This window comes from Shewanella sp. NKUCC05_KAH, from assembly GCF_019345585.1.
Classification (GTDB): Bacteria; Pseudomonadota; Gammaproteobacteria; order Enterobacterales; family Shewanellaceae; genus Shewanella; species Shewanella oncorhynchi.
In genome coordinates this window covers 52,215-74,916 of sequence record NZ_JAHKQZ010000021.1, presented here as the reverse complement: position 1 = coordinate 74,916, position 22,702 = coordinate 52,215, and the positions used below count along the sequence as shown (strand labels likewise).

The window sequence follows — 22,702 nt, the reverse complement described above, 5'->3', positions numbered from 1 at the left end:
CTAACAGAGATTATTTATGGCTACGGCAACAACAGTAAGAAAGTCTCGCGGCAAAAAAAACGAGCAAAAAAGCCAGCCCAAAATCTATACCTTCGAATGGAAAGGCGTAAATCGCGACGGCAAAAAAACAGCAGGAGAGCTTAGAGGTGCAACCGCAGCCGAAATTCGTAGCCAGCTTAAATCCCAAGGAGTAAACCCTAAGAGCGTTCGTAAGCAGTCATCCCCACTATTTAAATTAGGTGAAGCCAACATCACCCCTATGGATATTGCCATGATGACACGTCAAGTCGCGACTATGTTGGCGGCAGGCGTTCCTTTGGTAACGACATTTGAACTACTCGGCCGTGGCCATGAAAAAGCTAAAATGCGGGAATTACTGGGTACTATTTTAACCGAAATTCAATCGGGTATTCCCTTATCCGATGCCATGCGCCCTCATAGACGTTACTTCGACGAACTATATGTTGACTTAGTCGCCGCGGGTGAGCATTCAGGTTCACTAGACTTGGTTTTCGATCGCGTCGCAACCTACAGAGAAAAATCAGAAGCACTCAAATCAAAAATTAAGAAGGCTATGTTTTACCCTGCTGCGGTTGTAATCGTTGCTATTTTAGTTACAGCTTTATTACTTCTTTTTGTGGTGCCGCAGTTTGAAGATATTTTTAAGGGCTTTGGTGCAGAACTGCCCGCCTTTACGCAACTGGTACTGCATATTTCCCGCGGCTTACAATCCTCTTGGTATATCTTTTTAGCCGCTATTGTCGGCGGCGTATTTTTGTTTGTCCGCGCACATCGAAACTCGCAAATGGTGCGAGATAGAGTAGACGAAGCCGTGCTAAAAATCCCTGCCATTGGACCGATTTTACACAAAGGGGCTATGGCTCGTTTCGCCCGCACCTTAGCTACCACATTTGCTGCAGGTGTGCCGTTAATTGATGGCTTAGAATCCGCCGCTGGCGCATCGGGTAATGCAGTTTATCGCAAAGCCATATTGAATATTCGCCAAGAGGTAATGGCGGGGATGCAAATGAATGTCGCGATGCAAACCACAGGGCTTTTCCCCGATATGCTAGTGCAGATGGTGATGATAGGCGAAGAATCCGGCTCGCTGGATAACATGCTCAATAAAGTCTCAACCATATATGAAATGCAGGTAGACGATGCGGTTGATGGTTTATCAAGCCTAATTGAACCTATTATGATGGTAGTCATAGGTACTGTGGTCGGCGGGTTAATTGTCGCTATGTATCTTCCTATCTTCCAAATGGGTAAAATCGTCAGTTAATTCATTCGATTCAAATAAAATAAGAAAACTAAATGTCAGAATTTATCTCTCTTTTGAGCCACTCTTTTGATCAGAGTCCTTGGCTCTTTATTACGCTAAGCTTTATTTTTGCCGCCACCATAGGCAGTTTTTTAAACGTAGTGATCCACAGATTTCCTGTGATGATGAAACGGGAATGGCAGCAAGAATGTAATCAGTATTTGCAGGAATACCACGCTGAGATAGTCACAAAAATCGGTATTGATAAACTCAATACACCTATAGATAGCTTCCCCGAAAAATATAATCTCGTGGTGCCGGGCTCTGCTTGCCCTAAGTGCAAAACGGCGATTAAACCTTGGCATAATTTACCTGTATTCGGCTGGTTAATGCTCAAGGGAAAATGCGCCGCTTGTCACACACCAATTTCCGCCCGCTACCCAATAATTGAATTCGTCACAGGGCTACTTATCGCGACTTTAGCGTGGCACTTTGGTCCAAGCTGGCAATTTGTCTTTGCGAGCATACTGACATTTATACTTGTCGCCCTTACTGGTATCGATCTTGATGAGATGCTGCTGCCTGACCAAATGACGTTACCGTTACTTTGGCTCGGCTTGATCATCAATCTAAATCATACCTTTGCGAGCCCAACCGATGCCATTATCGGTGCGGCAGCAGGCTATTTAAGCTTGTGGTCCATTTTTTGGCTATTTAAGATCCTCACTGGCAAGGAAGGCATGGGCTATGGGGACTTTAAACTGCTCGCCGTTTTCGGTGCTTGGCTCGGCTGGCAAATGCTGCCGCTGGTCATTTTACTTTCGTCCTTAGTCGGAGCAGTGGTCGGCATCACTATGATTGTCAGTAAACGCCTCAAGCAAGGTAATCCCATCCCATTTGGGCCTTATATTGCTGCCGCAGGCTGGATAGCCTTGCTATTTGGACAACAGATTGTTGATTGGTACCTATCAACACTGTAAAAGCTCGCAAACTAAGCACTGAGTTATCCGGAGTATGTTATGTCAAAGTTTATCGTTGGTCTTACTGGTGGCATAGGTAGCGGTAAAACGACTGTTGCCAATTTATTCGCCGCAGAAGGCATTACCTTAGTCGACGCCGATATTATTGCCCGCGACGTTGTCGCTCAGGGTTCAAAAGGACTTGAGGCCATCGTTAGCCATTTTGGCATTGAGATGTTAACGCCTGAGGGTGAACTCGATCGCGCCAAACTGCGGCAACGGATATTTAGCCACCCTGAAGAACGTGAATGGTTAAACCAGCTATTGCACCCCATGATCCGCCAAGAAATGCTAGCGCAGGTAGAAAAAGCAACCTCGGCCTATGTAATTATGGTCGTGCCCTTGCTATTTGAGAACGGGTTAGATAGGTTAGTCAATCGGACTTTAGTGGTGGATATTTCGCCTGAGTTACAAATCAGCCGCACCACAAAAAGGGACAATGTTGATGCATCTCAAGTAAATAACATCATTAACAGCCAATTGAGCCGCAGCGAAAAACTCGCCCAAGCCGACGACATTATTGATAATCAGGGAGAGATATCAACCTTAAAACGAGAGGTGCTAGCATTGCACCAACGCTATTTACAACTATCTGGTACTCATAACGCCCATGACTGAATTAGTTTACGAACAGCCCCTAAACGAGAAAATTCGCAGCTACTTGCGGCTCGAATACCTCGATAAACAGCTGCAAAGTAACCTAAGCAATGACCACCAACATAGATGTTTTTATCCGCTGTTTTCCCTCTGTGAATTGTCTGAACGCTGCGATTATCGCAATGAAGTATTAAAAGATATTGAGCGGCACTTGCTGCAACTCAGCAAATGGCAAGAATTAGATCACGTCGACCACCAGCAAATCAATATCTATATCAACGCCCTCACCCAAGCCCGTGAACCCTTACAAAAGCCTGAACGCTTCGGCAGCCAATTAAAACAAGACAAATTTATTTCCGCACTACGACAACGCTTCGGCATGCCAGGTGCTTGCTGTAACTTCGACCTACCGCAACTGCATTATTGGCTATCTAAACCTTGGGAAGAAAAACAGCACGATTATCGCTCTTGGATAGCGCATTTCGAACCTTTGCTCACCCCCATCACACTATTACTCCAACTCACTCGTAGCACGTCCCATTACGACAATGCCGTTGCCCACGCAGGCTTTTATCAAGGTGACAGTGCCCAAGCACTTGCTTTGGTAAGGGTTAAAGTCGATGCTTCCCACGGGTGTTATCCTACGATTAGCGGCCATAAAAACCGTTTCGCTATCCATTTTGTGCAGTTTGAACAACAACGCCACTCCGACCGTTCAATTGATTTCTTACTGGCTACCTGTGCATGAAGCCTTTACACTAATGGCCTGAAAGACATTCGTATTGGCGGCCGCTTTATCGCCGTTAACCAAGAGAACAATTATGCCATTGACCGTTAACTGCCCTATTTGCAAAGCCCCTGTCGAGTGGGTGCCACAATCTGCATTTAAACCTTTTTGCAGCGAGCGCTGTAAGTTGATCGACCTCGGCGATTGGGCGTCAGAAAAACACGTCATCCCAGTCAAAGCCGAGTTTGATCCAGAAGCATTTGATGAATTTGATCTCGATGAAGGCGATTTTTTTAAAGAGTAATTTTGGGTTTACACACGAATAACTCAGCTCAAGCCTTTAATGCACTTACTTTTACCCACTCATTAATCGATAAATATTATGACTAAACGCATCCATGTTGCCGTCGGCATTATTACTAACTCGGCCGGTGAAATTCTGTTGGCAAAACGCCCAGATCATTTACATCAAGGTGGAAAATGGGAATTTCCTGGTGGTAAGGTTGAGACAGGCGAAACTGTCACTCAGGCATTGATCCGTGAACTCAAAGAGGAAGTTGCACTCGATGTCACCGATAGTCAGCCATTTATGGCGTTGAGTTTCGACTATCCCGATAAACAAGTGCTACTCGATATCCATTCAGTCACAGAATTTAACGGCACAGCTCAAGGCCTTGAAGGTCAGCTTATCGCTTGGGTCACTAAAGCCGATTTAATTAGTTATGACTTCCCCGAGGCTAACAAGCCTATTTTAGAAAAAATTCTGGCTCAGTAATCAAGTAATTTACCTCATCATCTCAATGTGTTCTGTCCCCGAATCACGATTCGGGGATGAACTTTTTCAATGCCTTAACTCCACAAACTAAGCAATTTTGTGATCGTTAAGCTTACATACCCAAACCACCTGAAGATGCAGGATTCAGCGGGAATTTAACGCACTTTAGGCAAGGCGGCTATTTGCAGACCTAGCGGGCTAAGTTAAAAATAACCAACACCGCATAAAGTGCGTTACAACCCGCCGGGACGGAGCGCCTAGGGCACTCCACTTCAGTGTTGCATCAATTCAAAAGGTGGCCGACATTCTGTCATTGATGCGCCTTGAATTGAAGCACCCTAGGCGCTCTGAAACTCGTATCTTCAGGTTGCTTGGGTATAGATATTAGCAATGCGTGATCTTGCTTGCAGCAAATCAATTAATCGCTTTAATCGCTTTAATCGCATCCAGAATAATGTTTGAATCGAATTTCATTCTTTCTCTTCGATTTCGAGGGCGCATCATGCACAATAACGTTAAGGCATTCCTAGCCACTACCGCCTTATTTTTTAGTTGTCAGGTACTAGCCAATGGTGGCTGTGGATTTGAAGAACAACAACAGGGTTTAATTGCGACCTGCAGTGAGGAGAAACAAGAAGTGATTTTAACTGGCATAGTAGAAGCACAACATTTAGTCACAGATCTCAATGAGTTTGCCGAAGGGTATAAAACCTATCAAGTCGATACCACTGCAATCACCCCGCTTAAAAGCATCACTGAACCTACAGAAATTGTAGTGATCATTGGTACTTGGTGCCCAGATTGTCACCGGGAAACGCCGCGCTTTATCCGTATTATGGAAGAAGTCGCTAATCCCAATATTAAAGTGACCTATATTGGTGTCGACCGAACGAAAAAAGATCCCGAAGGCTTAGCCGCAAAATACGACTTTACCCGTATACCGACCTTTATTGTACTGCAGCAAGGTAAAGAAGTTGGCCGCATCGTAGAGCGTCCAACGGTTTCCTTAGAAAAAGATCTCGCCGATTTATTGAAATAATCGACACAGTACAAACAATAAAGGCCGCATAGCGGCCTTTGATTTTTATCATGTTTCAATAAAACATTAGCTGACTTCGTCAATAATCCGCTGGGCTAACATCACTAAAACACCTTCACGTAATGCGCCGCCAGATAAGGCTAAATGCTCGATCCCCAGCAACTCAAACAAAGCCAATAAAATAGCGACACCCGCAGCAAAAGTCGGTGCTCGCTCACTGCAAAGCCCAACAATCCCCATTAAGCTAATATCTTCTTGAGCGAGGATCTCAGCCTTCAACTGAGTAAGCACATCGAGTGTGATAGTTTCAGATAACCCTCGGTGTAGTAACACTTCTACCACGGACTGTACAGCCCCGGAGGCACCAACGACACAATGCCAACCAAGATCACGTAGGGTTTGTCTATGCTCAGCTAATGCGGTTAGCACTTGCTGCTTAGCATCATCGAAATCTAACTGCTGCAGCGGCAAACTGCTGAAAAATTGGCGATTATAAGTCACGCTACCAAAGGGCAAACTGGTTTTGAACAGCACTTGATGCCCATCGCCAATGATAAACTCTGTACTCGCCCCACCGATATCAATAACCAAGCGACGGCCTTGACCACAAGTGGTCGCCACCATACCTTGATAGATGAGCTCTGCTTCACGCATACCAGAGATAATTTCGATCGGATGACCTAAGAGTGGCAATGCACGCTGATTAAACTCATCAGCATTGCTAATACTGCGAAGAGTTGCAGTTGCAATCACAGCAACATGGTTTGCTTCAATCTTATGTTGCACCAACATCTGGGCAAACATACTCAAACAGTCGAGGCCGCGCTGCATGACATCGGGGCTTAATTTGCCATCGTTGCCTATGCCTTCGGCGAGCCTCACCTTGCGTTTATATTTCGCAATAATATGCGGCTGACCACCACGGGTTTTGGCGATCAGCATATTAAAACTATTTGAGCCTAATGTTATAGCGGCATAAGCGGGTGTTGGCATTTACGAATGTCTACGTGTCCTATCATGACGAGGAGGGCGAGCACCACTGCGTTGAGCACCTGGGCGGCTTGCCCCTGAACGATCACGCAAGTTTCGAGTGCCGCTAGGGTGTTTACGGTGGATCTTCGCTGGTGTAGGAATATCGGCCAGTAAAGCTTCACTGTCGTAATTACTTACTGGAATCGAATGATTGATGTAGCTTTCGATTGCAGGCAAGTTCAATGCGTACTCTTCACAGGCAAAGCTTATCGACATGCCTTTGTTGCCCGCACGACCCGTACGACCGATTCGGTGAACATAGTCTTCGCAATCATCAGGTAAATCATAGTTATACACATGTGAAACGTCAGAAATATGTAAACCGCGAGCCGCAACATCGGTAGCAACCAATATATCTAATTGACCACTGGTAAATTGCTCAAGGATACGAATACGCTTTTTCTGTGGCACATCACCCGTTAATAAACCCACACGATGTCCGTCACCTTCAAGCCAAGACCAAAGCGTTTCACAGCTGTGCTTAGTGTTGGAGAAAACGATGGCTTTTTCTGGCCAATCTTCTTCAATCAAGGTCAACAGCAAACGCATCTTCTCTTCTTGGGAAGGATAGAAGATTTCTTCTTTGATGTTTTTGGAGGTTTTTTCTTCGGGGGCGATTTCGACTTTAACGGGCTCATTCATATGATCATAAGCCAGCTCTTGTACTTTCATGGACAAGGTTGCCGAAAATAACATATTAAGACGTTGATTTGCCTCAGGCATACGTCTAAATAAAAAGCGAATATCTTTAATAAAACCAAGATCAAACATACGATCGGCTTCATCAAGTACCACAGCCTGAATTGAATTCAAGCCAATAATACCTTGGCGAACGTAGTCGATAATTCGACCCGTTGTACCAATCAAGATATCAACACCTTGATCTAATACTTTACGCTGCACATCGTAACTTTCACCGCCATAAACAATACCCACCTTTAAGTGTGTGTGCTTGGCGAGTAAAATCGCATCTTTGGCAATCTGAATCGCCAGTTCGCGAGTCGGGGCCATAATGATGGCGCGGGGCTGATTAATCAGTCGACCTTCAGGTATGGGAGTCGATAATAAATGATTAAACGTGGCGACCAAAAAGGCCATTGTCTTACCAGTGCCCGTTTGTGCTTGGCCTGCGATATCTTTTGATTGGAGTAATACAGGCAGTGATAACGCCTGAATCGGCGTACAAAATTCGAAGCCGTTCTCGGCAAGGGCCTGTTTAACCTCAGGATGTAGAGGTAGGTCGGCAAACCTTTGGGTAGATAGATGTGTTTCGCTCATAGCGCAAGCTTACCTGTTGAGGTTGCAATAAGATACTCGATCGTTTGAAATAGCCACATTGTAAAAAGGTAACTTGAAAAGCTATTTTTCAGCCCCAATATACATGGTAAGCCATTAACAAACCAGCAATGGCACCCAAACTGGAGAACATCATGAGCGATAAAATTATATACCTGAGTGACGACAGCTTCGAAAACGACGTATTAAAGTCTGATTTGCCAGTATTGGTAGACTTCTGGGCCGAGTGGTGTGGTCCTTGTAAAATGATCGCTCCAATTTTAGACGATGTGTCTGAAGAATATGCTGGTCGCTTGACTATCGCTAAATTAAACGTTGACCAAAACAATGTTTCTCCAGCGAAATATGGCGTTCGTGGCATCCCAACTTTACTGCTATTCAAGAACGGCGAATTAGCCGCGACTAAAGTTGGCGCACTCTCAAAAACGCAATTGAAAGAGTTTATCGACGCTCAAATCTAATTTGACGTCGTAATGAGTGACCTCCGGCACAAGCTATAAATTAATTGTGCCGGAATTTCCCTAAATTTCTGGACGCCCCGCTTTGTTAGTGCTACTTTAATAACCAGATTCTTTCTAATAACCTCTTCTCGCTCGTCAATCACTATCCTGAATTACATCCTTACTGATTGATCGCGGTAAGCTTTGTCGCGTAACACAAGACCCCCAAAATGAACTTAACTGAATTAAAAGACACGCCGATTTCTGACCTAGTCTCGCTAGCTGAAAATATGAAGCTCGAAAATATGGCCCGCGCTCGCAAGCAGGACATTATTTTCTCAATCCTTAAAGCCCACGCAAAAAGTGGAGAAGACATTTTCGGTGGTGGGGTATTAGAAATACTCCAAGACGGTTTCGGCTTCTTACGCAGCTCAGACGGTTCTTATTTAGCTGGTCCAGATGACATCTATGTCTCACCAAGCCAAATTCGCCGCTTCAACATGCGAACGGGTGATACCATTTTTGGTAAAATTCGCCCACCAAAAGAAGGCGAGCGTTATTTTGCTCTATTGAAAGTCAACGAAGTTAACTTCGATAAACCAGAAAACTCCCGTAATAAAATCCTCTTTGAAAACTTAACCCCACTCCACGCAGAAGAACGTATGCGTATGGAGCGCGGCAACGGCTCAACTGAAGATATTACCGCGCGTATTCTGGATTTATGCTCACCAATTGGTAAAGGTCAACGTGGTTTGATCGTTGCACCACCAAAAGCCGGTAAAACGCTATTACTCCAAGGTATTGCTCAAAGCATCAGCTACAACAACCCAGAAGTGGTGTTGATGGTATTACTGATCGACGAACGCCCAGAAGAAGTAACTGAGATGCAACGCCTCGTTAAAGGCGAAGTTATCGCATCAACCTTCGATGAACCAGCCAGCCGTCACGTTCAAGTTGCCGAAATGGTGATTGAAAAAGCAAAACGTTTGGTTGAGCACAAGAAAGACGTCGTTATCTTACTCGATTCGATTACCCGTTTAGCCCGTGCTTATAACACTGTTATCCCATCATCGGGCAAAGTGTTAACTGGTGGTGTAGATGCCAACGCCCTGCACCGTCCAAAACGCTTCTTCGGTGCGGCACGTAACATCGAACACGGCGGCAGCTTGACCATTATCGCCACAGCCTTGGTTGATACGGGTTCTAAGATGGACGAAGTGATCTACGAAGAATTTAAAGGTACAGGTAACCAGGAGCTACATTTGTCACGTAAAGCGGCAGAAAAGCGCGTGTTCCCAGCCATTGACTTCAACCGCAGCGGTACCCGTCGTGAAGAAAAACTCACGACTCAAGAAGAACTGCAAAAAATGTGGATCCTGCGTAAGATCCTCAATCCTATGGATGAAGTCAGCGCAATGGAATTCTTAATCGATAAATTGGCGATGACCAAGACTAACGAAGAGTTCTTTACCGCCATGAAACGCACTAAGTCTTAAATCTCAGTGAGTCTCTAAACTAAAAGCCGCATTATGCGGCTTTTTTGTTATCTAAGATTTTTTCACTGCTAATATTTTACTCAAGTTTTTACTCAAAGCCTGTGTTCGCTGCCGGAGCATTTCCCGTAGTAAGAGCACGACAGGCGTGACATGTTCACGTCCTGGGCACACTAAGTACAAATCGACTGGCTCCCCCTGATACTCAGGCAACAAACGAACTAATCGCCCTGAGATTAAGTCATCGGCCAGATCTAGACTCGACTTAAAGACCAACCCTTTGCCAGCCACAGCCCAACGGCGGGCAATCTCGGCATCATTAGCACTACGATTGCCCGTGACACGCACTTTGAATTCTTGACCATCACGCCTAAATAGCCATTGATCGTGGGTGCGATCATCCAACTTATAAAACAAGCAATTATGCTCAACTAATTGTTCTAATGAATTAAGCACACCAAACTTAGCGAGATATTCAGGTGAGGCGCACAAGACACGATCAACACTGCAGATAGGGAAAGCCACTTGGTTAGAATCCTGCGGTTTTCCATAGCGCACGGCGACATCAATTTTATCGTGATAAAAACTGCTGATATTGTCGCCAAGGTGCAAGCGAACTTGCAGTTGAGGGAAATCGAGCAAAAACTCGTCGAGCCAAGGCACAAAAAGATTACGGCCAAAGTCTGAAGAAACCGACAGGCTTAAGGTGCCGGATATTTTACCTTTATCACTGGCGATAGCTTGTTCGCCAAGCGCTAAATCGCTTAGCGCACGTCGGCAATGAATAAGATAACGTTCACCTTGCACAGTCAAACGTAAGCTGCGTGTCGTGCGGATAAATAAGCTAGTATCGAGCTGTTTTTCAAGCCGTTTTATTGCCGCGCTGGCAGAAGCGGCGGAGATATCCATCTCGGCTGCTGCGGCAGATATATTGCCGCAATCAGCGACTCGCACGAACAAAGCTAAATCATTAATTAGCATGATTATCAAAAATCCTTTGAAAAAATTACAAACTTTATCCTGTTTATCTCTTGGCTAATATTCCACACAATGGCTACACGATACAAGTACACTCAAATAAGTCGACTCCAGCAAGTACACCCAGAGGAATAAACATGAAAGCCATTGGTTACCAGACAGCAAGTGCAATCACAGCGCCAAATGCATTAGAAAACATCACGCTAGCCGAGCCAACTGCGACAGGTTTTGACCTTTTAGTGGAAATCAAAGCCATTTCTGTCAATCCGGTTGATACAAAAATCCGTGCATCTAGCTCTGCACCTGCAGGCGAATACAAAATTATCGGCTGGGATGCGGTCGGTGTCGTCAAAGCAGTTGGTGAGAAAGTCAGTCTTTTCAACGTTGGCGATGAAGTGTGGTATGCGGGCGATATCAGTCGCAGCGGAAGTTACGCAGAATATCAATTGGTTGATGAGCGAATTGTCGGCCATAAACCTAAAAGTTTAACCTATACCCAAGCCGCGGCATTACCTTTAACGGGGATTACGGCATGGGAGATTTTATTCGACCGTTTAGCTTTACCCCAAGATGGTTCGGCAACTGACGCCCGTATTTTAATTATCGGTGCGGCCGGCGGTGTGGGTTCAATCATCACTCAGCTTGCAGTAAAACTCACAGGTGCAGAAGTGATAGGCACTGCATCTCGTCCAGAATCCGCCGCTTGGGTGCACAAACTTGGTGCCGATGCTGTTATCGACCACACCAAGCCACTTTCACAGGAACTTGCGAATATTGGCATTACTGATGTGACCCATGTGATTAGCTTAACCCAAACCGATCAACATTTTGATGAAATAGTACAAGTGCTTAAGCCACAAGGAAAACTAGCATTAATCGATGATCCTAAGGGGCCATTAGATGTGATGAAACTTAAGCGTAAAAGCTTATCCTTACACTGGGAACTGATGTTTACCCGCAGCCTATATCAGACCGAGGATATGATTGCGCAACATCACTTACTCAACCGCTTAAGCGCCCTTATCGATACAGGTGAGTTACAGAGTACGTTCGGTGAACACTACGGCACCATTAATGCCCAAAACTTAATCAAAGCTCACGCTCAGATAGAGTCTGGCAAAGCGATCGGTAAAATTGTTTTAGAAGGTTTTAACCAATGAAAATAACAGTATTTGCTCAAATCATAGCGAATCAAGGCCAAAGCGATACGCTATTTAAGATACTCAAGCAACTCGTGACAGACACTCATACCGAAGCTGGCTGCATCGAATACAAACTGCATCACTCATTAGATGATGAAAATATCTTCTGGATGTACGAAATTTGGCAATCCCAAGCTGCACTGGATGAACATATGGTGAGTACGCACTTTCAAGCATTCGTCGCTCAAACCGCAGACTTAATCAGTCGAGCTGACATTCACAAAAGCTACGCCTGCTAATCAACAAAAAAGCGCCAAACACGTTGGCGCTTTTCATCATTTATCACACATCAAATCAAAGTCATGGCCATCTTACGGCGTAAATACGCAATTTGCTGCATGTGTGGCAAATCCTTAGGACAGTTGTCTTGGCAGCCGAGTAAAGTCATACAACCAAATACGCCATCCTGATTGCCAATCACATGGTAAAAATCCTCGGCAGTACGAGCGTCACGGCTATCCATCTCAAAACGAGCTATTTTCATCATGCCCACAGCGCCGACAAAAGTTTCACGCATTTGTTTAGTCGCACAGGCAGAAACACACACGCCACATTCAACGCAGCGCTCTAGCTCATATAAACGCGCAGCTTCATCTGGGTCCATAGGATCTTCAAGCCGATGCACGCTTATATCATTGGCCTTAGGGTGTAACCACAGCTTTAAGCGTTCGGCCAGTTCCCGCATAAACTTACCAGTATTAACCGAGAGATCACCAATCAACTCAAAACCTGGCAGCGGCATTAAGGTGATTTCGCCCTTAGGGTATTTGGCCGTTAAGGTGCGGCAAGCTAGCGTCGGGAAACCGTTGATCACCATAGCGCAGCTACCACAGATGCCAGCACGACAAACAAAGTCGAACTGCAATGAAGTGTCTTGTTCTTCCCTGAGTTTATTAAGGGCGATAAATACCGTCATCCCCGGCGTTTCGGTAAGCTGATAACGCACCATTTTCGGCTTATCGTTTGGCTCCTGCGGATCATAACGAAAGATATTAAAGGTTAACTGGCGACCTTGGCTCATTATGATTTTTCTCCTAACGCATTGGCAGATGGACTTTTTAAAGTATCACTTAAACGTTCATTATTGGGTTGTAAGCTCTCGGGTAATTCAAAGGGCATAAGAGCCCGCTGCCTTTGATAACGGTCAGCATCATCACCTAGCTCAGCTAAAATCTCGGCAATTTGCTGTTCACGCTTTTCGGTATCGGGATGCACTATGGCGTTGTTGATGCCATAACCACGATAACCCGGCGGGAGTTCCATCTTCATCACATCGAGTGCTTCGTAGTTAAGCACAGGTTCGAGTGCCTCGGGATCCGGCCAGCTGGCCAGGGTGCGATTCAGCCAGTCTCGATCATTTCGCTGCGGATAATCCTCGCGAGCATGGGCACCACGACTCTCTGTTCGCGCTGCGGCCCCGCAGGCTACGGTTAGCGCCACTTTTAGCATACGCTTGACCCGCAGGGCTTCAACTAACTCGGGATTGGCGTGACGCTTTTTACACTTAAGTCCGAGTTTACGCGAACGCTCGAGCAACACTTTTAGCTCGGCAACCGCTTTTTCAAGCTCGGGGCCATTACGGAAAATCCCCACATAATCCATCATGATGCGCTGCATTTCGCGCTTGAGCTCAAAGGCGCTCTCGTGACCATCACCCTCGACCAGCATATCGATTTCACTCTGCACCTGCTGCATAAACCGTTCAGCAAGCTGAGTGTCGATCTCAAGGCTATTGTTCTCACAAAAATCGGCGACATATTTACCAATAATCATGCCGCCAACCACGGTTTCGGCCAACGAATTACCGCCTAAACGGTTAAAGCCGTGCATGTCCCAACAAGCCGCCTCACCTACGCTAAATAAGCCTTTAAGCTGCGGACTTTCACCTGTGGCATTAGTCCGAATACCGCCCATAGAATAATGCTGAGTTGGGCGAACAGGGATCCAATCCTTAGCGGGATCGATGCCAAGGAAATTCTCACAAATTTCCTGCACTTCCCTAAGATTCGTTTCAATATGCTTGCGACCTAAAAGGGTAATATCTAGCCACAGGTGGGGGCCATAAGGGCTATCGACGCCCTTACCTTTACGTATATGTTCAGTCATGCGACGCGATACGACATCCCGCGATGCCAACTCCTTTTTATCGGGCTCATAGTCAGGCATAAAGCGATAACCGTCTTTATCGCGCAATAAGCCGCCATCACCACGGCACCCTTCCGTTGTTAAAATGCCCACGGGAACAATGGCAGTGGGATGGAATTGTACCGCCTCCATATTGCCAAGCCTTGCCACGCCCGTTTCCAATGCCAACGCTTGGCCAATACCTTCGCAGATAATCGCATTGGTCGACACTTCATAAATTCGGCCATAACCACCAGTGGCTATCGTAGTGGACTTAGCCACATATGCTCTAAGTTCACCCGTAATCAAACAACGAGCAATCACGCCATGACAACGCTTACCATCGTGAATAAGTGCCAAGGCTTCGATACGTTCATGGACGGGAATATCCATGGAAATCGCTTTGTTATCCATAGCGTATAACAGCGAATGACCTGTACCGTCGGCGGTATAACAAGTGCGCCATTTTTTAGTCCCGCCAAAGTCCCGCGCATTAATTAATCCATGGGCTTCCTGCGCCTCATGTAGCGTGACTTTTTGTGCATTGACTATCACTTCCCTCGGGCCAGCAGTCACCCGAGACCAAGGCACGCCCCAATTGGCCAGCTCACGTACTGCCTTAGGTGCACAATGGGCAAACATCCGTGCGACATCTTGATCGCAGCCCCAGTCGGAACCTTTTACCGTATCTTGAAAATGCACATCCTCATCATCGCCCATTCCCTTAACGGCATTGCCTAAACTCGCCTGCATACCCCCTTGAGCGGCAGCAGAGTGGGAACGTTTTGCAGGAATGAGTGACAAAACTAAAGTGTCAAGCCCACGCTCTTTCGAAGCGATAGCGACCCTTAAGCCCGCGAGCCCAGCTCCTACCACCAATGAATCGGTATAAATCAGTTTCACGCCTGCTCCTTAATAGGGTCTATTGTTTTGTGCTGTTTTTTTATGTTCGACATTCTATTCACTGATTAACTTAATCATTGATTAAAAGCGGAATTAACTCGCGTAGGGTAAAAATGCCAAAAGTGAGGCAACACCAACAGAGACAAATAGCATGCTCACTATGGTCTTGATCTTACGTAATCGACTGCGGTTGTTGAGATCCCGCGCCGCGCCCCATTTCAAAGCCACACGGTAAATGCCAATTGCTGCATGTAACTCCACAGTGAGCAGCAAAGGCAGATAAACCATCCAGACACCTTGATTCCAAATACGATCGGCGCTTCCCTGAGGGCCAATCGTTTCGGGAGACGAGCCAATAAGCCACAAATGCACAGGCAACAGCAGTAAAATCACGACACCGGTAATGGCTTGCCAACGCCACAAGCGAGTATCGCTGTGGTTGATCACTTGCATTTGTTGGCGCAGAGCCCTTTGCTGACGCAGGCTCATGGGTAATTTTTGCAATGCCACTAACACGTGCACTAACGCCAAAATGGCAATACCAATGGCAATACAAGTCACTACCCAAGGATAACCGTGTCCATCAGCGGACAGAAAACTCAGCTCCATAGTGCGTGCCACCCAACTCATGGCATCCGCACCCAATAAAATCGATGACACTAACACTAAGTGGGTCCACAAAAAGACTGCGAGTATTACCCCTGACAAACTCTGGCTTAAATCCAGCCAAGCACTCCATTTTTTAATATTTAATTTGATCGCCATCCTATCGCCTCACGCCGTTGACCTTATCGAGCCAATCTCATTAAGTCTTATCGCAAACTAATATCGCTCACACATCCACACGAAAACGTGAGCCAGATCAATTGAGTGCTGAATAATTAACCTAATGCTTAATAATAGCAGTGAAACAAAATCCTGCTGCTGGCTTAAAGCCTACTCAGGTACGAAGGGCTGCACAGGAATACCGAGCTCGCTACCGATAAAAAGATAGGACACAAGGCTCGCAGTACCAAGGCATAGCAAGTAAATAATCAGCACCTTAGCGATTTTTCGCAGGCCTGAGCGCTGAGTGGTTAAGCCCCACTTTACCGCTACGCGATAGAGACCAATCATGGCGTGTACCACTACAGCGGGAAGTAACAACGCATACAGCAACCAAGCGTTATCGTGATAAACCCGCTCAGCCGATAAATGCGGGCCAATTTCAGGATTCAAAATCATAGTGAAGAGGTGAACAGGAACGAGGAAAAATAAGATAAAGCCAGTGATCAGTTGCCAAAACCACGCATGGGTATCCTTATGCTTGATATTCCCCATGTGCGAACGCAGGGCTCGCCATTGCCCTAGCTGCGCCGGAAAACGCCGTAGCGCCACCGCGGCATGTACTATCACCACCAATAGCATAAACACTGAAAACACTTTAGTGACTATAGGAAAGCCATGTCCTGTGCTGCTAAACATTCCACCTTCAAGCAACTGAACGACCCGATAAAAAGCCTCTTTACCCAGCAAAATACTCGATTCAAAATGCATGTGTAATAGTAAAAAGCTGCCAAGCATAATCCCTGTCGCACTCTGCAGCCTATCAGCCTTAGCCGACCAAGGATGACCTAGCGGTGTACTCACCCTATTGTGAACTCGAGTTATGCTTGTCATCTTGAATTAACCTATGTCGTTTATCGTTGGCACCTCTTGGCAAACTACACCATAGCAGCAACTCAAATCAGGCTTGAGTGTCACAGATTTAAAGCGTGAGCCAACTCACCTGACGGAGTTAAACTCTTAGAAGATGATCACAAAAAACGTATCAAAACCAAACAAAGGTAAAACCAATTAACCAATACTTTTCATAGTGTTATATCAAATAATGAAACTGACAATTCGTTTTTTAACACCAATCTATACCCGCCAGCTAACCCCTTGTCTGTATAGACAAAAGCGTAATACCAGGATAGCCAGTCGTCGAACCTAAAGCCTAGTGATAACCAAACGACCTTACCTAAAGCGCTTTAAATTCCCCCTACATCCTGCATTTTGGGATAGTTTGGGTATACAATACCGCGATATTTTGAACCCTTAGTTTATGAACACTCAGTCACAGGATGCCCCCATGCCTTGGATCCAACTCCGTATAAACACCAATAGCGATGACGCTGAAACCATCAGCGACTTGCTCATGGAAGAAGGTTCAGTCTCTATCACCTTCGAAGACGGTAAAGATACCCCTATTTTTGAACCTAAATTAGGCGAAACCCCACTGTGGCGCGATACCGTGGTAGTGGCCTTATTCGATGCAGAAACCGATCTGACACCAACCATCGCCATGCTGAAAACCTTGCCTTTCCTCGGTGAGAACTTCAGCCATAAAGTCGAACAAATTGAAGATAAAGACTGGGTACGCGAATGGATGGATAACTTCCACCCCATCCAATTCGGCACACGTTTATGGATCTGCCCAAGCTGGCGCGAAATCCCTGATCCAACCGCGGTTAATGTGATCTTAGATCCGGGTCTTGCCTTCGGTACTGGCACTCATCCCACGACAGCACTGTGTTTAGAGTGGCTAGACAGCTTAGATTTAAGCGATGAAGAAGTGATCGATTTTGGCTGTGGTTCAGGCATCTTAGCCGTAGCCGCACTGAAACTGGGCGCGAAAAAAGTCACAGGTATCGATATCGACTATCAAGCCATAGACGCCTCACGTGCCAACGCCGAGCGCAATGATGTCGCTGACAAGCTGGCGTTGTACTTACCAGAAGACCAACCCGCCGATCTCAAAGCCGACGTACTGGTCGCTAACATTCTTGCAGGCCCTCTGCGAGAATTAGCGCCTTTGATCGCAGAACGCGTAAAAACCGGTGGCAAACTTGCCCTTTCCGGTCTCCTCAAAGAACAAGCCCAAGAAATCTCTGACTTTTATAGCCAATGGTTCGATATGGACGCAGCGGCTCACAAAGAAGATTGGAGCCGCTTGACAGGTAAGCGTAAATAGCGCTAAAGGGTGGCGCAACATGCGCCACCGCTGGCTTCCAACAATTTGGCCTCTGACTTCTCGTCGATTAAAAGTCAAGAAAAAAAATTACCTCTAGGTCATTTATTGACCTTTTCACGGCCAACAAAAAGGGCTACTATAGCGCCCCTTTGAAGAGCTAAGGTGAAACATAAAATGCAGATTGGACCCTATCAACTGAACAATCAGCTGATCGTGGCACCAATGGCAGGTGTCACCGATCAAGCCTTCCGCAATCTTTGTCTTCGTTATGGCGCAGCCTTAGCGGTTTCCGAGATGCTTTCATCCAATCCCGAGGTTTGGGATACAGATAAAAGCCGCCAGCGCATGACGCATTCTGGCGAGGAAGGCATCCGCTCAGTGCAAATTGCAGGGGCTGATCCTGATTTAATGGCGCAAGCCGCCTTGTTCAATGTCGAACAAGGTGCTCACATCATTGATATCAACATGGGTTGCCCGGCGAAAAAAGTGAATAAAAAGCTGGCAGGCTCGGCGCTAATGCAAAATCCACCGCTGGTAAAAGAGATTTTACAAGCCGTGGTCGCCGCAGTGAACGTGCCTGTCACGTTAAAGATTCGCACCGGCTGGGAGCCAGAGCACAAGAATGGTGTTCAAATCGCCCAGATTGCAGAGGATTGTGGCATAGCCTCGCTCGCCGTTCACGGCCGCACGAGACAATGTATGTACAGAGGCAACGCCGAGTACGACACGATCAAAGCAATCAAACAGAATGTCTCGATTCCTGTTGTCGCCAATGGGGACATCGACAGTCCGGAGAAAGCCCGCTTTGTGCTGGAATACACCGGTGCCGATGCCTTGATGATAGGACGGGGTGCTCAAGGACGGCCTTGGATTTTCAGAGAAATCCAGCACTACTTGGAAACGGGTAATAAGCTAGCGCCCATTGAGGTTGCCGAACAGCGTCAAGTGATGCTGGAACACCTCACCAAACTGTATGACTTATATGGTGAATACAAGGGTATCCGCTTCGCCAGAAAACATATGGGATGGTACCTAGACCAAGAAGCTCAGCGCCAATTTAGGGCTGACTTTAATCGGCTGGAAACCGCTGCAGAACAGTATTCCCTCGTGGAATGTTATTTTGATGAATTAGTACAGAATTAATAAAGAGCAGAATAGAATGTTTGATCAGACAACTAACACAGAAGTTCACCAGCTTACCGTTGGCAAAATCGAAACCGCAAACGGCACTATCAAGCCCCAGTTATTACGTGACGCCGTTAAGCGTGCCGTAACTAACTTCTTCGCACAGTTGGACGGTCAGGAAGCACAAGAAGTTTATGAAATGGTGCTAAGCGAAGTTGAAGCGCCTCTGCTTGACATCATCATGCAACACACTCGTGGCAACCAAACCCGCGCAGCAAACATGCTAGGTATCAACCGTGGTACTCTGCGTAAAAAATTGAAAAAATACGGCATGAATTAATCCGCAAGGATTAAACTGTTGTATTGAAAAAGAAAAGGCCTGAAGAGATTCAGGCTTTTTTGCTTTCTGATACACGCCTTTCTAATACATAGTTACACACAGTCAAAATCATGCTTGGTTTATCATTCATCTCACTTCAAACTAAGACCTAGTTAACGAATACCTAAGTTTTGCTCCATCTAGCGACCAAAAATTAATAAATAATCCATACAGCCCATAGCACAACCTTGACACAAGCCATCGTTTTTTAAGTTATAATACATTTAAAAATCAGTCTGTTAATTCTAAAACTTTTTAGCCGTAGGTTTTACATTGTCATTGAATCACTCTGAACAAGATATCAAACACAGTTGGTTTGGCCGTTTCTTTATTGGCAAAGCTGATGCGGTAAAACTCACCACGAGTGGTATTAGCATTAATCGCACTAAAGGCGGCTTTTTTGCTCACTCTCGCAGCGCTAACAAAGTAGAAGCTGACGAATGTTTTACCTGGCAACAGCTCGATTCCCCACCATTTTTTACCTTAAGTCCACTAGGTTATCTACTCGGTTTCACGGTATTAGGCAAAGCCTATCAACTGCCGTTTCTCAGCTATTTTGCACAGCATCAATTTAGCAATCAAATCGCACAGTATTGGGCAAATGCCAATGGGCCGCGCGTTGCTGAGTTAATGGCGAAAGTGGATAAGACACTGACACACACTTATTTACGTGAATCACGTTTAGAAATGATACAAGCCAGAGTCGCGCGCGAATACCAGCGCTGGTTCCCTTGGTGTGAAAACCTGCCATTGTCTGCACATTTACACACAGTGTTAGCGAGGCTTAAGCAAATCCACCGCTGGACTCGCGCCGATATAAAGCAGCTGCGTGAAGATTACATTCAGTCTCAGCTCGTTAAATTTGCTGACTATTTTGAGCATGTAGAATCTAATCCCTTAACCGAAAAACAGCGCCGAGCTTGTATTATCGATGATAACAATAACTTGTTATTGGCAGGCGCAGGCACGGGAAAGACCAGTGTGATGGTTGGTCGAGCAGGATATTTGCTTAAGAGTAGTCAAGCAAAAGCCGATGAAATATTGCTATTAGCCTATGGCCGTAAAGCGGCTGACGAGATGGATGAGCGGATTAAAAACAGGCTTGGTACGGATGATATCAAGGCGAGCACCTTCCACAGTTTAGGCTCAAAAATTATTGCCGACGTTGAGCGCGCTAAACCCAGCTTGTCCCCTTGGGCGGAGGATGACAAAGCCAAAGAGCTGTGGGTGCACAATACCCTTGAGACTTTGATTGAAAATGAGGCTTACCGTAAACAACTTTTCGAGTACTTCAGTCGTTTCTATTATGTTGAAAAAAGCCCATTCGAGTTCGATATGGAAGGCGAGTATTTTCAATACTTGAATGATAACGATATTCGCAGTCTTAAAGGTGAGCGAGTCAAAAGCTTTGGTGAGCTCTACATTGCCAACTGGCTATTTAGCAATGGCATCGAATATGTCTATGAAGCTAAGTATGAGCATGATGTGCGCAGTATTGATTTTCGTCAGTATCAATCCGATTTCTATCTGCCTGAATACCAAATTTATCTTGAATACTATGGTATTGATGAACACCAGCATACCGCTCCTTATATCAATAACCAGAAATACTTGGAATCGATGGCATGGAAACGCCAGCTACATCAACAGCATGGCACTAAGTGTGTTGAGCTATTTTATTACCAACATAAAAAAGGGTTGTTAATCAGTAAGCTTGAGCAAGCTTTACAGGTCTTTAAAGTACAATATGCGCCCTTACCCGATGAAGCCATACTAGCAACCCTACATGAACTTGGCCGCGTGACCGAATTGGCAAAAATGTTTAGTCAGCTGATAGGGCTGTATAAAGCGGCTTGCCTTGATGAACATGGGCTTGAGGGTGTATTTGCTCGCGCCGCCGATGCTCAGCAGACCCGCAAGGCATTCGAACTGCTTGAGCCTATACTCACGCGCTATGAGCAGCATTTAGCAATAAATGGCGACATTGATTTTGAGGACATGATAGGCAAAGCGTTGACGTATTTACAACGCGGGCAATTTATTAGCCCGTGGCGTTTTATTATGGTGGATGAGTTCCAAGATATTTCAGAACCACGTGCCCGCTTAGTGCGTGCCTTGAGGGATTCCTGTGCCCCTCATTCTAAAGCGCTGGCGTCTTTATTTTGTGTCGGGGATGACTGGCAGGCAATTTACCGTTTTAGCGGTGCAGATGTAAGTTTAACCACGCAATTTAGCCAATATTTTGGCCCAACAGCCCAAAGCTATTTGGATCTGACTTTTAGGTTTAACAGTAGTATTGGGCAAGTCGCCACTCAGTTTGTCACCCAGAATCCCACGCAATTGAGGAAGGACATTCGCTCCCTCATGCAGGTCGCCTCCCCTGCAGTCTCAATATTACGCCGCGGAGAAAACGAGCAGTCAAGCCTAAATGAACCAAGCCCAAATGCACTGGAACAAGCATTAACGGCCATTAGTGCAAGGATAAGCGCTAGAAGTGACAAACTTAACAGCGTAGCAAGCGTCTATTTACTGGCACGTTTTTGGTTTCAGTTACCCGATAACACCCAAGTTAACCAACTTAAAGCTAAATATCCCAACTTGAAGATTGAGTGCCAATCTTTTCATGCTTCGAAAGGAAAAGAAGCCGATTATGTGGTGATCATGGGGATGAAGACGGGAATGCATGGCTTCCCTTCAATGAAAGTCACTCCTCCGATACTAGATGCATTTTTACCAAAAACGGAAGCGTTTGAATTTGCAGAAGAACGTCGACTGTTTTATGTCGCGTTAACGCGGGCAAAACACCGCGCCTATGTGATTGCCGATATGACAGATGTGAGCGCATTCGTCACCGAACTGCTTACAAAAGGCTACGCAATTGAACAAGATGAGTTCAGCACCTCTTTAGTACAAAGGTTATTTGAAGACATAAAATGCGTGCGTTGTAGCACGGGAACGCTTAAGCCTAGAACGGGAAAATTTAAATCGTTTTATTCCTGTTCACATTTTCCCCTTTGCGATCACAAGGAAGAAGGTTGTGAGCTCTGTGATAGCCCAATGACCCGCACACGCTTTGCTGGCTTTAAGGTATGTTTGAATGAGAACTGTGGTCATATAGCACCACTTTGTAGCCTCTGTGGTGGCGATATGCTGTTAAAGGATGGGCGATTCGGCCCCTTTTGGGCTTGTCGCAATTACCGCGGGCAAAACCTACCCAGCTGCATGAATATTCTAAACAAGGCCAAGTTATCGCTCCCAAGCGAGCGACCCAAAAAGCATGTGAGCTAGATGCAAGAATGCTCAACAAAAGCCTA

At 45.9% G+C, this 22,702-nt stretch carries 22 protein-coding genes; 15 read left to right on the top strand and 7 right to left on the bottom strand.

What is annotated here, in order from left to right; all coding sequences use genetic code 11:
- Positions 1-16 precede the first annotated feature (16 nt).
- The 7 genes from KO533_RS18060 to KO533_RS18030 all read left to right on the top strand — a co-directional run bounded on the left by KO533_RS18060 (position 17) and on the right by KO533_RS18030 (position 5,421).
- Positions 17-1,285, top strand: a complete 1,269-nt coding sequence (locus KO533_RS18060; RefSeq protein ID WP_219255465.1) for a type II secretion system F family protein — start codon at positions 17-19, stop codon at positions 1,283-1,285.
- A gap of 32 nt (positions 1,286-1,317) precedes the next feature.
- A complete protein-coding gene (locus KO533_RS18055) occupies positions 1,318-2,244 on the top strand; it encodes an A24 family peptidase (protein ID WP_219255463.1) in 927 nt (308 codons plus the stop codon).
- 39 nt (positions 2,245-2,283) lie between these two features.
- Positions 2,284-2,901 (top strand): dephospho-CoA kinase, encoded by a 618-nt coding sequence (gene coaE / locus KO533_RS18050; protein WP_219255461.1) that lies wholly within the window; start codon positions 2,284-2,286, stop codon positions 2,899-2,901.
- A complete protein-coding gene (gene zapD / locus KO533_RS18045; RefSeq protein WP_219255459.1) occupies positions 2,894-3,628 on the top strand; it encodes a cell division protein ZapD in 735 nt (244 codons plus the stop codon). The genes coaE and zapD overlap by 8 nt, the downstream gene beginning before the upstream one ends.
- Before the next feature lie 73 nt (positions 3,629-3,701).
- Positions 3,702-3,911, top strand: coding sequence for a DNA gyrase inhibitor YacG (yacG, locus tag KO533_RS18040; RefSeq protein ID WP_006083355.1), 210 nt, complete (start codon positions 3,702-3,704; stop codon positions 3,909-3,911).
- Positions 3,912-3,989: 78 nt separating this feature from the next.
- A complete protein-coding gene (gene mutT, locus KO533_RS18035) occupies positions 3,990-4,382 on the top strand; it encodes an 8-oxo-dGTP diphosphatase MutT (RefSeq protein ID WP_219255457.1) in 393 nt (130 codons plus the stop codon).
- A gap of 502 nt (positions 4,383-4,884) precedes the next feature.
- The gene (locus tag KO533_RS18030) at positions 4,885-5,421 is read left to right on the top strand and encodes a thioredoxin family protein (protein WP_113940794.1); all 537 of its coding nucleotides are present in this window, start codon (positions 4,885-4,887) and stop codon (positions 5,419-5,421) included.
- Between the two features lie 66 nt (positions 5,422-5,487).
- Here the strand turns inward: KO533_RS18030 and KO533_RS18025 are convergent, their stop codons facing one another.
- The gene (locus KO533_RS18025) at positions 5,488-6,414 is read right to left on the bottom strand and encodes an exopolyphosphatase (protein ID WP_219255455.1); all 927 of its coding nucleotides are present in this window, start codon (positions 6,412-6,414) and stop codon (positions 5,488-5,490) included.
- Entirely contained in the window at positions 6,415-7,731 is a 1,317-nt protein-coding gene (rhlB, locus tag KO533_RS18020; protein WP_063884693.1) for an ATP-dependent RNA helicase RhlB, read from the bottom strand.
- Between the two features lie 152 nt (positions 7,732-7,883).
- Here rhlB and trxA point away from each other — a divergent pair, with 152 nt between their 5' ends.
- Positions 7,884-8,210 (top strand): thioredoxin TrxA, encoded by a 327-nt coding sequence (trxA, locus tag KO533_RS18015; protein WP_105250415.1) that lies wholly within the window; start codon positions 7,884-7,886, stop codon positions 8,208-8,210.
- 209 nt (positions 8,211-8,419) lie between these two features.
- Complete coding sequence (gene rho, locus KO533_RS18010; RefSeq protein ID WP_011787892.1) at positions 8,420-9,685, top strand: transcription termination factor Rho; 1,266 nt, start codon at positions 8,420-8,422, stop codon at positions 9,683-9,685.
- A 51-nt stretch (positions 9,686-9,736) separates the two neighbouring features.
- On the opposite strand, the gene KO533_RS18005 is transcribed toward rho, so the two are convergent.
- Positions 9,737-10,663: a LysR family transcriptional regulator gene (locus tag KO533_RS18005; protein ID WP_219255453.1), complete on the bottom strand. Its 927-nt coding sequence runs from the start codon at positions 10,661-10,663 to the stop codon at positions 9,737-9,739.
- Between the two features lie 134 nt (positions 10,664-10,797).
- Here KO533_RS18005 and KO533_RS18000 point away from each other — a divergent pair, with 134 nt between their 5' ends.
- Positions 10,798-11,820 carry a zinc-binding alcohol dehydrogenase family protein gene (locus KO533_RS18000; RefSeq protein ID WP_173247891.1) on the top strand — a complete coding sequence of 341 codons (1,023 nt, stop codon included), beginning with the start codon at positions 10,798-10,800 and terminating at the stop codon, positions 11,818-11,820.
- The gene (locus KO533_RS17995; RefSeq protein ID WP_219255451.1) at positions 11,817-12,101 is read left to right on the top strand and encodes a putative quinol monooxygenase; all 285 of its coding nucleotides are present in this window, start codon (positions 11,817-11,819) and stop codon (positions 12,099-12,101) included. Before KO533_RS18000 ends, KO533_RS17995 begins: the two co-directional genes overlap by 4 nt.
- Before the next feature lie 50 nt (positions 12,102-12,151).
- Here KO533_RS17995 and KO533_RS17990 read toward each other — a convergent pair whose 3' ends face one another.
- The 4 genes from KO533_RS17990 to KO533_RS17975 form a co-directional block, all read right to left on the bottom strand.
- Entirely contained in the window at positions 12,152-12,883 is a 732-nt protein-coding gene (locus KO533_RS17990) for a fumarate reductase iron-sulfur subunit (protein WP_113940800.1), read from the bottom strand.
- Positions 12,883-14,889, bottom strand: coding sequence for a fumarate reductase flavoprotein subunit (locus tag KO533_RS17985; protein WP_219251925.1), 2,007 nt, complete (start codon positions 14,887-14,889; stop codon positions 12,883-12,885). The genes KO533_RS17990 and KO533_RS17985 overlap by 1 nt, the downstream gene beginning before the upstream one ends.
- 93 nt (positions 14,890-14,982) lie before the next feature.
- Entirely contained in the window at positions 14,983-15,654 is a 672-nt protein-coding gene (locus tag KO533_RS17980) for a fumarate reductase cytochrome b subunit (RefSeq protein ID WP_219255450.1), read from the bottom strand.
- A gap of 171 nt (positions 15,655-15,825) precedes the next feature.
- On the bottom strand, positions 15,826-16,548 hold the full coding sequence (locus KO533_RS17975; RefSeq protein WP_219255448.1) for a fumarate reductase cytochrome b subunit: 723 nt from the start codon (positions 16,546-16,548) through the stop codon (positions 15,826-15,828).
- 454 nt (positions 16,549-17,002) lie between these two features.
- Between KO533_RS17975 and prmA the strand changes: the two genes are divergently transcribed.
- From prmA to KO533_RS17955, 4 genes are all read left to right on the top strand, one after another.
- Positions 17,003-17,884 (top strand): 50S ribosomal protein L11 methyltransferase, encoded by an 882-nt coding sequence (gene prmA, locus KO533_RS17970; protein ID WP_105250427.1) that lies wholly within the window; start codon positions 17,003-17,005, stop codon positions 17,882-17,884.
- A 174-nt stretch (positions 17,885-18,058) separates the two neighbouring features.
- A complete protein-coding gene (gene dusB, locus KO533_RS17965) occupies positions 18,059-19,027 on the top strand; it encodes a tRNA dihydrouridine synthase DusB (RefSeq protein WP_105250428.1) in 969 nt (322 codons plus the stop codon).
- A gap of 16 nt (positions 19,028-19,043) precedes the next feature.
- Entirely contained in the window at positions 19,044-19,349 is a 306-nt protein-coding gene (gene fis / locus KO533_RS17960; protein WP_006083371.1) for a DNA-binding transcriptional regulator Fis, read from the top strand.
- A gap of 312 nt (positions 19,350-19,661) precedes the next feature.
- Positions 19,662-22,676 (top strand): UvrD-helicase domain-containing protein, encoded by a 3,015-nt coding sequence (locus KO533_RS17955; protein WP_219255446.1) that lies wholly within the window; start codon positions 19,662-19,664, stop codon positions 22,674-22,676.
- The last annotated feature ends 26 nt before the right edge of the window (positions 22,677-22,702 follow it).

Coding starts and splice junctions, on each gene's coding strand:
- KO533_RS18060 (WP_219255465.1), top strand. CDS start 17: ATGGCTACGGCAACAACAGTAAGAAAGTCTCGCGGCAAAAAAAACGAG.
- zapD (WP_219255459.1), top strand. CDS start 2,894: ATGACTGAATTAGTTTACGAACAGCCCCTAAACGAGAAAATTCGCAGC.
- rho (WP_011787892.1), top strand. CDS start 8,420: ATGAACTTAACTGAATTAAAAGACACGCCGATTTCTGACCTAGTCTCG.
- KO533_RS18030 (WP_113940794.1), top strand. CDS start 4,885: ATGCACAATAACGTTAAGGCATTCCTAGCCACTACCGCCTTATTTTTT.
- KO533_RS17990 (WP_113940800.1), bottom strand. CDS start 12,883: ATGAGCCAAGGTCGCCAGTTAACCTTTAATATCTTTCGTTATGATCCG.
- KO533_RS17980 (WP_219255450.1), bottom strand. CDS start 15,654: ATGGCGATCAAATTAAATATTAAAAAATGGAGTGCTTGGCTGGATTTA.
- mutT (WP_219255457.1), top strand. CDS start 3,990: ATGACTAAACGCATCCATGTTGCCGTCGGCATTATTACTAACTCGGCC.
- coaE (WP_219255461.1), top strand. CDS start 2,284: ATGTCAAAGTTTATCGTTGGTCTTACTGGTGGCATAGGTAGCGGTAAA.
- fis (WP_006083371.1), top strand. CDS start 19,044: ATGTTTGATCAGACAACTAACACAGAAGTTCACCAGCTTACCGTTGGC.
- KO533_RS17995 (WP_219255451.1), top strand. CDS start 11,817: ATGAAAATAACAGTATTTGCTCAAATCATAGCGAATCAAGGCCAAAGC.
- trxA (WP_105250415.1), top strand. CDS start 7,884: ATGAGCGATAAAATTATATACCTGAGTGACGACAGCTTCGAAAACGAC.
- KO533_RS18000 (WP_173247891.1), top strand. CDS start 10,798: ATGAAAGCCATTGGTTACCAGACAGCAAGTGCAATCACAGCGCCAAAT.
- KO533_RS18025 (WP_219255455.1), bottom strand. CDS start 6,414: ATGCCAACACCCGCTTATGCCGCTATAACATTAGGCTCAAATAGTTTT.
- dusB (WP_105250428.1), top strand. CDS start 18,059: ATGCAGATTGGACCCTATCAACTGAACAATCAGCTGATCGTGGCACCA.
- KO533_RS17975 (WP_219255448.1), bottom strand. CDS start 16,548: ATGACAAGCATAACTCGAGTTCACAATAGGGTGAGTACACCGCTAGGT.
- KO533_RS18005 (WP_219255453.1), bottom strand. CDS start 10,663: ATGCTAATTAATGATTTAGCTTTGTTCGTGCGAGTCGCTGATTGCGGC.
- yacG (WP_006083355.1), top strand. CDS start 3,702: ATGCCATTGACCGTTAACTGCCCTATTTGCAAAGCCCCTGTCGAGTGG.
- prmA (WP_105250427.1), top strand. CDS start 17,003: ATGCCTTGGATCCAACTCCGTATAAACACCAATAGCGATGACGCTGAA.
- KO533_RS18055 (WP_219255463.1), top strand. CDS start 1,318: ATGTCAGAATTTATCTCTCTTTTGAGCCACTCTTTTGATCAGAGTCCT.
- rhlB (WP_063884693.1), bottom strand. CDS start 7,731: ATGAGCGAAACACATCTATCTACCCAAAGGTTTGCCGACCTACCTCTA.